This is a genomic window from Streptomyces sp. NPDC002092, assembly GCF_053593775.1.
On sequence record NZ_JBSFDG010000014.1, the window covers coordinates 140,128 to 154,565 of the forward strand.

General features: G+C 70.6%; 14 protein-coding genes. 3 read left to right on the forward strand and 11 right to left on the reverse strand.

Going from position 1 to position 14,438, the window contains the following annotated elements; translation table 11 throughout:
- Positions 1–6 precede the first annotated feature (6 nt).
- The 3 genes from ACWCRD_RS30215 to ACWCRD_RS30225 are packed head-to-tail and all read right to left on the reverse strand — an operon-like array spanning position 7 to position 2,689.
- On the reverse strand, positions 7–696 hold the full coding sequence (locus ACWCRD_RS30215) for a response regulator (RefSeq protein WP_450968931.1): 690 nt from the start codon (positions 694–696) through the stop codon (positions 7–9).
- A complete protein-coding gene (gene macS, locus ACWCRD_RS30220) occupies positions 693–1,922 on the reverse strand; it encodes a MacS family sensor histidine kinase (protein WP_450968932.1) in 1,230 nt (409 codons plus the stop codon). Before macS ends, ACWCRD_RS30215 begins: the two co-directional genes overlap by 4 nt.
- A 26-nt stretch (positions 1,923–1,948) precedes the next feature.
- Positions 1,949–2,689 (reverse strand): lysophospholipid acyltransferase family protein, encoded by a 741-nt coding sequence (locus tag ACWCRD_RS30225; protein ID WP_450969055.1) that lies wholly within the window; start codon positions 2,687–2,689, stop codon positions 1,949–1,951.
- Positions 2,690–2,851: 162 nt separating this feature from the next.
- Here ACWCRD_RS30225 and ACWCRD_RS30230 point away from each other — a divergent pair, with 162 nt between their 5' ends.
- Both ACWCRD_RS30230 and ACWCRD_RS30235 read left to right on the forward strand, forming a co-directional pair.
- Positions 2,852–3,631, forward strand: a complete 780-nt coding sequence (locus ACWCRD_RS30230; RefSeq protein WP_450969056.1) for an alpha/beta hydrolase — start codon at positions 2,852–2,854, stop codon at positions 3,629–3,631.
- A complete protein-coding gene (locus tag ACWCRD_RS30235) occupies positions 3,624–4,190 on the forward strand; it encodes a hypothetical protein (RefSeq protein WP_450968933.1) in 567 nt (188 codons plus the stop codon). The genes ACWCRD_RS30230 and ACWCRD_RS30235 overlap by 8 nt, the downstream gene beginning before the upstream one ends.
- Here the strand turns inward: ACWCRD_RS30235 and ACWCRD_RS30240 are convergent.
- The 6 genes from ACWCRD_RS30240 to ACWCRD_RS30265 form a co-directional block, all read right to left on the reverse strand.
- Positions 4,187–4,933, reverse strand: a complete 747-nt coding sequence (locus tag ACWCRD_RS30240; RefSeq protein ID WP_450968934.1) for an endonuclease/exonuclease/phosphatase family protein — start codon at positions 4,931–4,933, stop codon at positions 4,187–4,189. The genes ACWCRD_RS30235 and ACWCRD_RS30240 overlap by 4 nt on opposite strands.
- 128 nt (positions 4,934–5,061) lie before the next feature.
- Entirely contained in the window at positions 5,062–6,015 is a 954-nt protein-coding gene (locus tag ACWCRD_RS30245) for an ROK family glucokinase (protein ID WP_450968935.1), read from the reverse strand.
- 133 nt (positions 6,016–6,148) lie between these two features.
- Entirely contained in the window at positions 6,149–6,649 is a 501-nt protein-coding gene (locus ACWCRD_RS30250; protein WP_450968936.1) for a DUF5304 domain-containing protein, read from the reverse strand.
- A gap of 57 nt (positions 6,650–6,706) precedes the next feature.
- A complete protein-coding gene (locus ACWCRD_RS30255) occupies positions 6,707–7,927 on the reverse strand; it encodes an ArsA family ATPase (protein ID WP_450968937.1) in 1,221 nt (406 codons plus the stop codon).
- 86 nt (positions 7,928–8,013) lie between these two features.
- Positions 8,014–8,457, reverse strand: a complete 444-nt coding sequence (locus tag ACWCRD_RS30260; protein ID WP_450968938.1) for an SRPBCC family protein — start codon at positions 8,455–8,457, stop codon at positions 8,014–8,016.
- A 125-nt stretch (positions 8,458–8,582) separates the two neighbouring features.
- Entirely contained in the window at positions 8,583–9,338 is a 756-nt protein-coding gene (locus tag ACWCRD_RS30265) for a metallophosphoesterase family protein (protein WP_450969057.1), read from the reverse strand.
- A gap of 337 nt (positions 9,339–9,675) precedes the next feature.
- On the opposite strand from ACWCRD_RS30265, the gene ACWCRD_RS30270 reads away from it, so the two are divergent.
- A complete protein-coding gene (locus ACWCRD_RS30270) occupies positions 9,676–11,472 on the forward strand; it encodes an AMP-dependent synthetase/ligase (protein WP_450968939.1) in 1,797 nt (598 codons plus the stop codon).
- Between the two features lie 22 nt (positions 11,473–11,494).
- Here the strand turns inward: ACWCRD_RS30270 and ACWCRD_RS30275 are convergent, their stop codons facing one another.
- Both ACWCRD_RS30275 and ACWCRD_RS30280 read right to left on the reverse strand, forming a co-directional pair.
- Positions 11,495–13,120 carry a GMC oxidoreductase gene (locus tag ACWCRD_RS30275; protein WP_450969058.1) on the reverse strand — a complete coding sequence of 542 codons (1,626 nt, stop codon included), beginning with the start codon at positions 13,118–13,120 and terminating at the stop codon, positions 11,495–11,497.
- A gap of 136 nt (positions 13,121–13,256) precedes the next feature.
- On the reverse strand, positions 13,257–14,399 hold the full coding sequence (locus ACWCRD_RS30280; RefSeq protein WP_450968940.1) for a glycosyltransferase family 4 protein: 1,143 nt from the start codon (positions 14,397–14,399) through the stop codon (positions 13,257–13,259).
- Positions 14,400–14,438: the final 39 nt, after the last annotated feature.

The following is a 14,438-nucleotide window of genomic DNA, read 5'->3' on the forward strand; positions in this document are numbered from 1 at the left end:
GCGCTGTCACTCGTCGTCGAGTCCGCGCTCTATGGCGTACCGGACGAGTTCCACCCTGTTGTGCAGCTGGAGCTTGCCGAGGGTGTTCTGGACGTGGTTCTGGACCGTGCGGTGGGAGATGACCAGGCGTTCGGCGATCTGCTTGTAGCTCAGGCCCTTGGCGACCAGGCGCAGCACCTCGGTCTCGCGGTCGGTGAGCTGCGGGGCGCCCGGCTGGTCGGTGCCCGTGGCGGGCGCGGGCTCGGAGGCGAGACGGCGGTACTCGCCGAGGACCAGTCCGGCCAGGCCCGGCGTGAACACCGGGTCGCCGACGGCCGTGCGGCGCACCGCGTCCAGCAGCTCGTCCGTGGACGCCGACTTCAGCAGATAGCCGGTGGCGCCGGACTTCACCGCCTCCAGGACGTCGGCGTGCTCCCCGCTCGCCGACAGCACGAGGACCCGCAGCGCGGGGTTGTGGCCGACCAGCTCCTTGCAGACCTGGACGCCGGGCTTGGCGGGCAGGTTCAGATCGAGGACGAGCACGTCGGGGCCGGCGGCCTTGGCGCGGCGCACGGCCTGGTCGCCGTCGCCCGCGGTGGCGACCACGTCGAAGCCGGACTCGGCCAGGTCGCGGGCGACGGCGTCGCGCCACATGGGGTGGTCGTCGACCACCATGACCTTGATCGCGTCCTGCCGCTCGTCGGTCGAGTCCGTCATCGCCGCTCTGCCTTCCCCCGTGGGTCCTTCGCGTCCTTCGGTACTTTCAGTTCGACCTCCGTGCCCTGGCCGGGCACCGAGATCAGTTCGGCGCTGCCGCCGAGGTCGCGCAGCCGGCCGCGGATCGACAGAGCGACGCCGAGCCGCCCCTCCCCCTCGGCCTGCGCGAGCCGCCCCTCGGGGATGCCGGGTCCGTCGTCCCGTACGGTCACCACGACCTCACCGGGCTCGTCCTCGACGAGGATCCACGCGCGCGCGTCCTCACCGGCATGCCTGCGCACGTTGTCCAGGGCGGCACCGACGGCCGCGGCCAGCTCCCTCGCGGCGGCCCTCGGCAGCAGCACGGCGGCGCCGGGTTCGGCGAAGCTGACCTTCGCGGCGGCGTACGGAGCGAGCAGCGCCCGCAGATCGACGGGACCGTCCTCGTCGTACGACGGCTCCTCAACGGCCCGTACGACCGCGCCCTCGGCGGCGTCCTCGGACACCCGGGAGACGGGGATCAGCCCGCCGGAGACCAGGGTGCGCAGCGCGACCTCCTGCTCGCCGGCCATCCGGCCCAGCTCGGCCGCCTCGCCCCCGAGGACCGCGCCCCGGCGCTGCACCATGGCCAGCACCTGCAGCACGCCGTCGTGGATGTCCCGGGCGAGCCGCTCCCGCTCCCGGGTCGCCGCCTCGATCTCCAGGGCGCGGGCGAGGGTGCGCTCGGAGGCGCGGGCGACCTCGACGACGTAGCCGATGGCGATGGCGGCCACCCAGACCAGGATCACGTTGTGGACGGTGTCGCGGGCGGGGGCGCCGCGCTCGATCAGATTCGCGGCGGCGACCGGCGTCGACGCGAACGCGGCCCAGCGCCAGCCGCCCTTGATGGCGTACGCGAGGACCGAGCCGGCGGTCCATATCGACGGCAGCGTGGGGCCGCCGCTGTGGATGTGCTGGTCGTCGGCGGCGATCGGGGTGAGGAGGATGCCGGTGAGCGCGATGGCGAGGTCGACCGCGAGGAAGCGCTTGGTGCAGGCGGCCGCGCTCTGGACGCGGGGCAGGGTGGCGAGCGTCCACACGAACAGGACGACGTAGTAGACGATGGCGACGCCCGCGTGGTCGTACTCGTCGTAGGCGGTGGCGAACAGGCCGACCGCGTACAGCATCGTGAGCACCCGGTACGCGCTGAGCGCACGCCACAGCGGCTGCTCGACCGACATGCGCATGACGCGCTCACGCTTGGGCATGGCCCCCACCCCCCTCGACCGAGAGCCTAGGCCTCGGGCTTGTCCTTCTTGGCCTGCTCCTTGGCCTGTTCCTTGGCCTGCTCCTTCTCGGCCTTCGCCGCCTCCGCGATCTGGCGCTTCGCCGCGGTCGCGTACATGTCGACGTACTCCTGGCCGGAGAGCTTCATGATCTCGTACATGACCTCGTCGGTGACCGCGCGCAGCACGAAGCGGTCGTGCTCCATGCCCTGGTAGCGGCTGAAGTCGAGGGGCTTGCCGATGCGGATGCCCGGCCGCATCAGCTTGGGCATGACCTTGCCCGGCGGCTGGATCTTCTCCGTGTCGATCATGGCGACCGGGATGACCGGCGCGCCGGAGGCGAGTGCCACGCGCGCGAGACCACCGGGCTTGCCGCGGTAGAGGCGTCCGTCGGGCGAGCGCGTGCCCTCGGGATAGATACCGAACAGCTCGCCGCGCTCCAGGACCTCCAAGCCGCTCTTGATGGCGGCCTCGCCCGCGCCGCGCGCACCGGAGCGGTCCACCGGGAGCTGGCCGACTCCCTTGAAGAAGGCGGCGGTCAGCCGGCCCTTCACGCCGGGCGTGGTGAAGTACTCGGCCTTGGCGATGAAGGTGACCTTGCGGTCGAGGACCGCGGGCAGGAAGAACGAGTCGGAGAAGGAGAGATGATTGCTCGCCAGGATGGCGGCGCCCTCCGCCGGAATGTTCTCCAGGCCTTCCACCCAAGGCCTGAAGGCGACCTTCAGCGGTCCCCCGATGGCAACCTTCATCGTGCCGTACAACACCCGTGTGCCTCCTGTTTCCGTCGGTCAGACCTTAACCCGGAGCACTGTCAAAGGATCCGACGACCCTGGTCGGTGTCAGTGCGGTCGCGTACGGTGAAGCACCTGGACTTCACGTCACTCTCAACTCTCATGAACAGGAGACCGAAGGTGCCGGTCCTTCCTGGAGCCGAGCCGTACCGCCACGAGGGCGGGGAGGTCGGCGTCCTGCTCTGCCACGGCTTCACCGGTTCCCCCCAGTCGCTGCGCCCCTGGGCCGAGTATCTCGCCGAGCACGGCCTGACGGTCTCGCTGCCGCTGCTGCCCGGGCACGGCACCCGCTGGGAGGACATGCAGCTCACCGGCTGGCAGGACTGGTACGCCGAGGTGGACCGCGAGCTGCGGTCCCTGCGCGAGCGCTGCAGCGAGGTGTTCCTGGCCGGCCTGTCCATGGGCGCCACCCTGGCGCTGCGCCTGGCGGCGAAGCACGGGGAGGCGGTCGGCGGCGTGGTGGTCGTCAACCCGGCGAACCGCATGCACGGCTTTTCCCCGTACGCCCTTCCCGTGGCCCGCCATCTCGTGCGCACCACGAAGGGGATCGCCAGCGACATCGCGAAGGAGGGCAGCGCCGAGCTGGGGTACGACCGGGTTCCGCTGCACGCGGCGCACTCCCTGCGGAACTTCTTCCGGCTGGTCGACGGCGAGCTGCCGCAGGTCACACAGCCGCTGCTGGTGCTGCGCAGCCCCCAGGACCATGTCGTGCCGCCGGCCGACTCGGCGCGGATCCTCGGCCGGGTCTCATCGAGGGACGTGACGGAGATACTGCTGGAACAGAGCTACCACGTGGCGACGTTGGACCACGATGCGGACCGGATTTTCGAAGAGAGCCTCGCGTTCATCGGCCGGCTCGCACCCAGTGTCGGCAAGGAAGGGACGGCCGCAGGTGGCTGAGCACGACTCGGACCGCGAGGACCGCGAGCCGGAGGAGCAGGGCGTCCCCTTCGACGAGGCTGCCGCGTGGGCCGCGATCGTCGCCGGCTACGGCGAGGAGCCGAAGGACCCACCGGGCACCAAGCCGTTCAAGTCGATCGAGGACCTGGCGCTGCTGGAACCGGAGACCAACGACGACTCCCAGGGTGAGGCACCGAAGCAGGAGAAGCCGAAGAAGCCCCTGGGCGGCTCCGTCTCCTTCGCGCCCGGCGTCGGCCCGCGCGACTACACGGCCGCCGAGCCGTCCGAGGACGACTTCGACGAGGACGACGAGGGCCACTTCGTACCGCCGGAGCCGCCGCCGCTGCCCACCGCCGACACCACCGCGAAGTTCGCCTGGCTCGGCGTGATCGGCGGCCCGGTCCTGCTCCTGCTCGCGGTGCTGCTGGGCTGGGACATGACCTGGTGGCTGGCCACGCTCGGCATCGGCGGCTTCCTGGGCGGTTTCGCCACGCTGGTGATGCGGATGAAGACGGACGACGAGGACGACGACGATCCGGGGCGCGGAGCCGTCGTCTAGCCCGCCGGGACCTTGAGGGCGGCCAGCACGGGCAGGTGATCCGTCGCCCTCACCAGGTCGGTCTCGGCCACCCCTGGATGCCCCAGCGGGACACCGCAGCCGAGTACCTCGATGCCCTTGGTGGCGAAGATCGCGTCGATGCGCTGGAACGGGGTCGCGGGCGTCGAGGTGTACTCGCTGCCCCATGGGCTGGTCGCCCAGCAGTCCTGCAGGCCGTCGGCGAGGCGGCGGAAGGTGCGGCCGGTGGGACGGTCGTTGAGGTCGCCGCCCGCGATCGCGTGCTCCACCCCGAGGCCGGCCAGCCGGTCGAGGAGCATGCCGCCCTGGTCGTACCGCTCGTCCGCCTGCAGGGAGAGGTGGTAGCTGACCACACCGAGGCGGGCCCCGCCGAAGCGGACCACTGCGGTGGCGAAGCCGCGGCGGTGCAGGCCGGGGGTGAGCGGGAGGAGGACGTCCTCGGTTCGCTCGACCGTGGCTCTCAGATTGCACAGGATCGCCGGTCCCGAGGCCGTGGCGCCTCCCGTGAGGATGACTTGGCCTGCGGCCGACGCCAGACGGGACAGTTTCTTGCGCCAGCGGAAGAAGCGGGGGGCTTCCTGGATGAGGACCAGGTCGGGGGCGCAGGCGGTGATCACCCTTGCCAGGGCGTCCGTGTCATCGCGCATCGAGCGGATGTTGTAGCTGAGAACTCGGATGACGGCTGAACCGTCCGGTTCCGTGTGGGAGTTGGGCAGCAGCTCCATGTGGATCAATCTACGCCCAACGGGGCGGGGCGCGAGGTGGGTGCGCGAGTGCCGGTTGAGTGTGGCTTGTCGCGCAGTTCCTCGCGCCCCTGAAAAGAGCACCGTGGCCGTATGGCGAGAAATGACCGTCACATGATGGGGTCGGGCTCTCGAGCCAGGTCCGCTGCTCCGACCAGGCCCGCCTTGTTGCCCAGTTGGGCGGCGATGACCTCGGCCACCGGGCGCCAGTTGCCGCCTACCAGCCAGCGCTTGTAAGACTTGCGGATCGGGTCGAGGACCAGTTCGCCCTCGTCCGAGAGGCCGCCGCCGACGATGAAGGCGGAGGGGTCGAAGAGGGAGGCCAGGTCGGCGAGGCCCGCGCCGGCCCAGCGGGCGAGCTCGCGGTACGAGTCGACGGCGACCGGGTCGCCCTGGCGGGCGGCCATGGAGATGTGCTTCCCCTCGATGCCGTCGGGGGTGCCGTCACCGAGGCCGAGCAGGATCTCGGCGTTCTCGGGGGTGGCGTTGGCGCGCTGCTTGGCGTATCTGACGAGGGCGCGCCCGGAGGCGTACTGCTCCCAGCAGCCCTGCGAGCCGCAGCCGCACAGCAGGCCGTCCGGCACCATGCGGATGTGGCCGAACTCGGCGGCCACGCCGTAGTGCCCGCGGCGCAGCTTGTTGCCGATGATGATGCCGCCGCCGAGGCCGGTGCCGAGGGTGATGCAGATGACGTTGCGGTGGCCCTTGCCCGCGCCGAACTTGTACTCGCCCCATGCGGCCGCGTTGGCGTCGTTCTCCACGACGACCGGCAGGCCCACGCGGCCCTCGACCTTGGCCTTCAGCGGCTCGTTGCGCCAGTCGATGTTGGGCGCGAAGTAGACCTCCGAGCGCTGGCGGTTGACGTAACCGGCCGCACCGATGCCCACGCCCACGATCTCGTGCCCGGCGCGTGCGCCCTCCACGGCGGAGGCGATGGCGTCCACGATCGCCTCGGGCGTGCCCGGGGTCGGCACCTTGTGCGTGGAGAGGATGTTGCCTTCCTCATCGACCACGCCGGCCGCGATCTTGGTGCCGCCGATGTCGACGCCGATGGTGAGTCCCATGAATCCCTCAGTTTCGGTCGAGCCCCGCTACGGCCAACCGTACCCGAGGCCCTGCCGCCAAGGCCTCGACGTCCAATCGCTGGGCAGCCGGGAACCGGGCGGCGAGGCCTGAGGGAGGGGTCTGAGGGAGGGGTCAGTCCAGGTCGATGCGTTGCCCCGGACCGGTGCCGCCCTCGTCGCCGTCCCAGCGCTCGTCCAGGTCCTTGTGCAGGTCCGTCGTACGGCTCGTCCAGCGCTGTTCCTGGGCCTGGACCGCGGAGCGGTAGGCGGCGAGCAGTTCGTTGCCCGCGGCGGCGAGGTGGTCGAAGACGTCCGGGTTGCGTTCGATGACGGGTTCGACCGCGGCCTTCGCCTGCTGGACGACCTGCTTGACCACCTGCTGGGCGGCCGGTCCGGCGACGGAGCCGAGCAGCGGCGACTGGATCGACGACAGCTTCTCCGAGACGGCGTCGACGAGCTTGCGCAGTTCCTCACCGGCCGAGATCGGCGGCTGGCCGTACTCGGCGCGGCGGCGGGCCTTCTCCGCCGCGAAATCCTCGGCGCAGGCCTTCGCCCAGGCGTCGGCGTCGGTCGCCCGCACCTCGTCGACCACCTCGTGATTGCCGGCGTCGGACGGGGGGCGCTCTTCGCTCATGACGACCTCCTGACTACGGTTCGTCTCTACGACGTTACCCGAATGGGCGTACGTGGTTCACGGCCTGTCCGGCCACAGATCCCGGTCGGGCACGAACCGGATGCGCAGTTCGCCCTCCCGCAGCGCGGCCCCGTCGACGGCGCAGCGGCGCAGGACGGACGGCAGCGGGACGATACGGCGGAACTGGCCTGCCGCGACGACGAGTTCGTCGCCGCGCCGGATGAGGTCCAGGTCGTCACGTATGGCGCCGGGCAGCGGCAGGTGCCAGACGAGCACGCCCTCGTCGGCGAGCCGGTCGGTGACGGGCCACTCGACGGTGGAGGTCGTGCCGTTGACGTCCAGGGTGCCGGGGACGGCGAGCGCGGCGAGGTCGTCCGTGCCGCGCGGGTCGCGGCCGAGGTGGGCGACCGTCCGGACGTCGTACGGCTCCTGCCACTCGTCGAGGACCTTGCGCTGCTGGGCGACGAGAGTCAAAAAAGGCGCGAAGCTCGTTGAGGGGTGGTGGTCGGGCGACGGGTGGGAGAGCCAGCCGTTCGCCTCGGGCAGCACCCGGTTGGCGACCAGGACGTCGGGGCGCAGGCCGCGCAGGGCGAGGGCGAGGCCGGCGCAGTGCACGGCGTCGGCGCCGGCCGGCCCGGGTTCGGCGACCAGCCGTACGACGGTGTTCCGGTCGGCGAGGACCGCCTCGACGGCGCCGAGTTCCGTGTCCCAGCGGGCGGCCGTCTCGTAGAGCCACTCCGAGGGCATGGGGACCCCGGCGAGCCGCCCGAGGACGGGCCGCAGGGCCCGGGCCGCCTGCCGCTCCGGCGGCAGCAACCGGCGCAGATACCGGCGCAGCTCTTCGGGCAGGGCGAGCAGGGCGAGCGCCTTTGGGGTCGGCGGCAGATCGACGACCAGCAGGTCATGGGCCTCCGCGAGAGCCGCGTCCCGCAGGGCCCGCAGCAGATTCAGTTCCTCGGCACCGGGAAGGGGGGTGACCTCCTCCGCATCGAGCCGGGAGGCCCCGAGCAGATCGAGAACGCCGGCCGCACGGTCCTGAAAAGCGCTGAGATCATCCCGGAAACCGCCGGCGGCATCGGGCCGCCAGGCGCTGAGGTTCGGGGCGACGGCGACCGGATCCGGTCCCGTAGCCGCACCGAGCACGGCCCCCAGGGTGTCAGTGCGGTCGCCACTGAGAACGAGGGTGCGGGCGCCCTCGCGGGCGGCGGCCAGAGCAGTGGCGGCAGCAACGGTGGTACGGCCGCTACCGCCAGGCCCGGTGATCAGGATGGTGCGCATGAGGCTGAACGGTAACGGAGACCGCCCCAGGGGCGCGGGGCCGTGTCAATGTGCGGCTCCGCCGCGTGGGCGCGACCGGCACGCCCTTACTTCTCCCCCGACTCCACCCGCTTCTTGAGCCCGGCCAAGGCCCGGTCGATGATGACCTTCTCAGCCTTCCGCTTGATCATCCCGAGCATCGGAATCTTGACGTCCACCGTCAGCTGGTACGTGACCTCGGTCGCCCCGGCCCCCACCGCCTTCAGGATGTACGACCCGTCGAGCGCCCGCAGCATCTGCGACTTGACCAGGGTCCAGGAGACCGAGTTCCCACCGGTCCAGGTGTACGCCAGCACCTGGTCGTCCTTGATCGCGCCGGCGTCCATGACGAGGCGGACCTGCTCGGCGCGGCCCTGGGCATCCGTGGCGAGTACCTCCGCCTCCTTCACCTCACCGGTCCAGTCCGGGTAGCGGGCGAAGTCCGCGATCACCGCCATGACATCGGCCGGTGCCGCCTCGATCGTGATGCTCGAGCTGGTGTGTTCCGCCATCGCCGTGGCTCCTCCAGATGCGGGCCGGTAAAGAGGTCGTCGTGCGCACGGGGCGCGCAGCGTGAAGGCTACCGCGCACGTCGGCGCCCGCCTTCACCCCCACCTGCGTTGGGGCCTGCACTGATTCACCATTCAAGCGCCCAGGGCTTCCCGGTCCCCGCGAAGTGCCCCACGTTCACGCACTCCGTGGCCCCGATCCGCATCCGCCGCACCAGAGGCTGGTGGACGTGGCCGAACAGTGCGTACCGGGGGCGGGTGCGGCGGATCGCGTCCAGGAGGGCCCGGCTGCCCCGCTCGAAGCGGCGCGCCACCGTGTCGTAGACGAGTTCGGGCACTTCCGGCGGGATGTGGGTGCACAGCACGTCCACCTCGCCGACGGCCTCGATCTTCGCCGCGTACTCGTCGTCGCTGATCTCGTACGGGGTGCGCATCGGGGACTTGAGGCCGCCGCCGACGAAGCCGAAGGTGCGGCCGCCGATCTCCACGCGCTCGCCGTCGAGCACGGTCGTGCCCGGGCCGGCGTACTCCGGCCACAGGGGCGGCATGTCGACATTGCCGTAGGTGGCGTACGTCGGTGTCGGGAAGGCCGCGAACATCTCGGCGTACTGCTTGCGCACCGCCTGCTCGATCGCGGCGGCCCGGTCCGTGCCGATGCCGCCCCACAGCCGGGCCCCGAACTCCCGAGCCTCCTGGAAGCGGCGGGCGGTGCGCAGCTCGACGATGCGGTCGGCGTTCTCCTCGCCGAACAGGTCGGGGAAGATCCCGCGCGAATGATCGGCGTAGTCGAGGAAGAGGACCAGGTCGCCCAGACAGATCAGGGCATCGGCGCCCTCGCCGGCTCGGGCCAGGTCACGGGCGTTGCCGTGCACGTCACTGACCACATGGACGCGTGTCCTGCGGTGGCCGGGTGGTGTGGATGCCATGGCGATCAAGGGTAAGCGTGTGGGGTGAACGTGAACAGTGGCGGCCGGTCCCGGCGTTACTGGCCAGTCAGTTAGCGCGTGGACTACCGTACGTAAAGCAACACCAACCTGTGTGACGCAGCGAACATCTCGCCGGGACCCCCTGTCGAAGAAGCCATACCGGCGGGTAACGTCCGGGCAGTCCAGTCGTGCTCAGGATTTCAACCACTGAATCCCCGAGCACCTGCCCGAGCCTTGGACCCACCGTCGCATCACACAACGTCGTGGCGCCGGCGCCTTATTAGGAGCAGCAGTCTTGCGCGAGTTCAGCCTTCCGGCTTTGTACGAGGTCCCTGCGGACGGCAATCTGACCGACATCGTCCGCAGAAACGCCGCGCAGCATCCGGACGTCGCCGTGATCGCCCGCAAGGCGGGTGGTGCCTGGCAGGACGTGACGGCGACCACCTTTCTGGCCGAGGTGCACGCGGCCGCCAAGGGGCTGATCGCCTCCGGCGTCCAGCCCGGCGACCGGGTCGGCCTGATGTCCCGCACCCGCTACGAGTGGACGCTGCTGGACTTCGCGATCTGGAGCGCGGGCGCGGTCACCGTGCCGGTGTACGAGACCAGCTCGCCGGAGCAGGTGCAGTGGATCCTGTCCGACTCGGGCGCCACGGCCATGATCGTCGAGCTGGACGGCCACGCGGCCGCGGTCGAGTCGGTGCGCGAGTCGCTGCCCGCCCTCAAGCACGTCTGGCAGATCGAGGCCGGAGCTCTTGAGGAGCTCGGCAGACTCGGCGGGGACGTCACCGACGCCATGGTCGAGGACCGCAGCTCGCTGGCGAAGGCCGACGACCCGGCGACGATCGTCTACACCTCCGGCACCACCGGCCGCCCCAAGGGATGTGTACTCACCCACCGCAGCTTCTTCGCCGAGTGCGGCAACATCGTGGAGCGGCTGCGCCCGCTGTTCCGCACGGGCGACTGCTCGGTGCTGCTGTTCCTGCCGCTCGCGCACGTCTTCGGCCGGCTGGTGCAGATCGCGCCGATGATGGCGCCGATCAAGCTGGGCCTGGTCCCGGACATCAAGAACCTCACCGACGAACTGGCCTCGTTCCGGCCGACGTTGATCCTCGGTGTGCCGCGCGTCTTCGAGAAGGTCTACAACTCGGCGCGCGCCAAGGCGCAGGCGGACGGCAAGGGCAAGATCTTCGACAAGGCGGCGGACACCGCGATCGCGTACAGCCGCGCGCTGGACACGCCGTCCGGCCCGTCGCTCGGCCTGAAGATCAAGTACAAGACGTTCGACAAGCTCGTCTACAGCAAGCTGCGCGCGGTGCTCGGCGGCCGCGGCGAGTACGCGATCTCCGGCGGCGCCCCGCTGGGTGAGCGCCTGGGTCACTTCTTCCGCGGCATCGGCTTCTCGGTCCTGGAGGGCTACGGCCTGACCGAGTCCTGTGCCGCCACCGCCTTCAACCCCTGGGACCGCCAGAAGATCGGTACGGTCGGCCAGCCGCTGCCCGGCTCGGTGATCCGGATCGCGGACGACGGCGAGGTGCTGCTGCACGGCGAGCACCTGTTCAAGGGGTACTGGAACAACGAGGCGGCGACCGCGGAGGCGCTGGCCGACGGCTGGTTCCACACCGGTGACATCGGCACCCTCGACGAGGACGGCTACCTCAGGATCACCGGCCGCAAGAAGGAGATCATCGTCACCGCGGGCGGCAAGAACGTCGCCCCGGCCGTGATCGAGGACCGCATCCGGGCGCACGCCCTGGTCGCGGAGTGCATGGTGGTGGGCGACGGGCGGCCGTTCGTGGGCGCGCTGGTCACCATCGACGACGAGTTCCTGGGCCGCTGGGCCGCCGAGCACGGCAAGCCGGCGGGTTCCACCGCGGCGTCGCTGCGCGAGGACGCGGACCTGCAGGCCGCGATCCAGTCGGCAATCGACGACGGCAACGCCGCGGTGTCGAAGGCGGAATCGGTGCGGAAGTTCCGCATTCTGTCCTCCCAGTTCACCGAGGAGTCCGGCCACCTGACGCCGTCGCTGAAGCTCAAGCGCAATGTGGTGGCGAAGGACTACGCGGACGAGATCGAGGCGATCTACGCGAAGTAGTACGCCCCGGTCCTGTGACGGCTCATGGCGCGGTGTCCTCCACGAGGACCCGCGCCATCGTCCGTTCGGCGAGGGCGGTGATCGTCACGAACGGGTTCACCCCGATCGAGCCCGGCACCAGCGAGCCGTCGGTGACGTACAGCTTCGAATACCCCTTCACCCGGCCGTAGTTGTCGGTCGCCTCGCCGAGGACGCAGCCGCCCAGCGGGTGGTAGCAGAAGTCGTCGGCGAAGACCTTGTTCGAGGAGCCGAACAGGTCGTAGCGGTAGATCGTGGCGTTGGCCGAGTTGATCCGGTCGAACAGCTTCTTGGCCATGGCGACCGAGACGGCGCTCTGCGCGGCACTCCAGCCGAGCTTCACCGCTCCGGTCGAGGAGTCGTAAGTGAAGCTCGCCCGCTCCGGGTTCTTGGTGATCGCCAGATAGAGGCTGACCCAGGTCTCGAACCCGATGGGCAGCGGGGCGATCTCCGCGAAGACCGGGTTGTCGGCGTTGGCCCAGTCGTCGATGCCCATGACCGGCATGGTCGACTGGTTGGCGCCGGTGGTGTCCCAGATGTGGTTGGCGCGGCCCAGCATGGTGTTGCCGTTGGTGCCCCAGCCGGCGCCGACGCTGGAGTTGAGGGCAGGCAGGGCGCCCGTGTCCCGGGCCCGGACGAGGAGTTCGGTGGTGCCGAGGCTGCCGCCGCCGAGGAAGAGGTACGTACAGCTGTACTGCTTGGTCTCGACGACCGCGCCGGTGTTGTCGATCCGGTCCGCGGTCAGGGTCCAGCTCCCGTCGCCCGCCCGGCCGATGGCCTTCACCTTCTCCAGGGTGTTGATGGTGACGTTCCCGGTGCCGAGCGCCGCGGCCAGATACGTCTTGTCGAGGCTCCGCTTGCCGTAGTTGTTGCCGTAGATGACCTCCTGCCCGAGCGCCGACTTGGTCGCCGTTCCGGCCGCCTCACGCTGCATGTAGCCGAAGTCGTAGACGTTCGGCACGAAGGTGGTCTTCAGGCCGGTGTTGGCCGCGGCCTTACGGGAGGTCCGGGTGAACCGGTACCACTCGGTGGACTCGAACCACGTGGGGTCGACGGTGTTCACACCGAGCATGGAACGGGCCCGCGGGAAGTACGTGCCGTACATCTCGCTCGCGTCCACGGTCGGGAACTGCTCGGTGAAGTACGACTGGAGCGGGGTCACCGCCATGCCGCCGTTGACCAGGGAACCGCCGCCGACGCCGCGTCCGACGTACACGGACATGTTGTCGTAGTGCACGCGGTCCAGGGCGCCGGGGTACGGGGTGATGTCCTTGTTGACGACGTCCAGCCACAGGAAGGTGGCCAGCGGGGCCTCGGTGCGGGTGCGGAACCACATGGAGCGCTGGTCCGGGTTGGCGGTGTTGCAGAAGACCTTGCCGTCCGAGCCGGGGGTGTTCCAGAGGCGGCCCATCTCGAGGACGAGGGTGCGGATGCCGGCCTGGCCCAGGCGGAGGGCGGCTACGGCGCCGCCGTAGCCGGAGCCGACCACTATCGCCGGGGAGTTGTCGACGGCGGTCGCTTCCTCGGCGGCCTGGGCCGAGGTCAGGCCTATGCGCGTGAGTCCGGCCGCGGCGGCCGTCTGGAGGGCTACCATGCCCAGGATTTGACGTCTAGTCAGCTGACGCTGCATCAGTTTTGCTGTCATGTGCGCAGCATGGGCGGATTTTCGGGTTCCGCCTAGTGGGGTGCCACATATTCGTTGTTGGCGGGTGCGGGTCGATTGTGGCTTGTCGCGCCGTTCCCCGCGCCCCTGACGGGGCGCTGGCCTACAGCAAGGCCTTGAGCCGCTCCGCCAGGAGGTCCCAGCGCCATTTCTCCTCGACCCACGCCCTGCCCCGCTCCCCCATCCGCCGCCGCAGCTCCGTATCCCCCAGGAGCGCCACGATCCGGTCGGCTGTCTCCTCGGCGGAGCCGCCTCGCACCACCCAGCCCGTTTCGCCGTCGAGTACCGCGTCGGGGGCGCCGCCCGAGTCGCCCGCGACCACCGGGAGGCCCGTCGCCGAGGCCTCCAGGTAGACGATTCCCAGGCCCTCCACGTCCAGCCCGCCCCGGCGCGTGCGGCAGGGCATGGCGAAGACGTCGCCGGCGCCGTAGTGGGCCGGGAGGTCGGACCAGGGGACCGGGCCCGTGAAGCGGACCGCGTCGGCCACGCCGGTCTGGTGGGCCAGTCGCTGCAGGTCCTTCCCGTACGGGCCGCCGCCGACGATCAGCAGCACCGCCTCCGGCTCGGCGGCCAGGATGCGGGGCATGGCGAGGATCAGGGTGTCCTGGCCCTTGCGCGGCACCAGCCGGGACACGCACACGACGACCGGGCGGTCGGTGAGGCCGAGCCGGGCGCGGATCGCGGCGCCGCCCGACTCCGGGTGGAAGGTCTTCTCGTCGACGCCCGGCGGCAGCTGCACCATCCGCCTGGCCGCCTCAGGGGTCAGGGCGGTGGCGATCCGCGAGCGTGTGTACTCGCCGAGGTAGGTGATCGTGTCCGTGGACTCGCCGATACGGCGCAGCAGCTGCCGCGCGGCCGGCAGCTGCGCCCATCCCGCCTCGTGACCGTGGGTGGTGGCCACCAGCCGTTCGGCGCCCGCCTTGCGCAGGGCCGGCGCCATCAGGCCGAGCGGCGCCGCCGCCCCGAACCACACCGACGTACAGCCGTGCTCCCGCAGCAGCCCGGCCGCCTTCCGGGTCGCGCCCGGCGTGGGCAGCAGCATGGTCGTGGCGTCGCGTACGACGGTGAAGGGCTGCTCGGCGTCGAAGGCGGCCGTGGCCTCGATCCCCTCCCGGCTGCGCTTCCAGGTGGATGCGTAGACGATGAGACGGTCGGGGTCGAGCCGTAGCGCCATGTTGTGCAGAAACGCCTGGATACCGCCCGGGCGGGGCGGGAAGTCGTTCGTCACGATCAGGGTCTTGTGCATCGCCGCCGACCTTATCCAACGGCCGCAGACAGCTCGGCA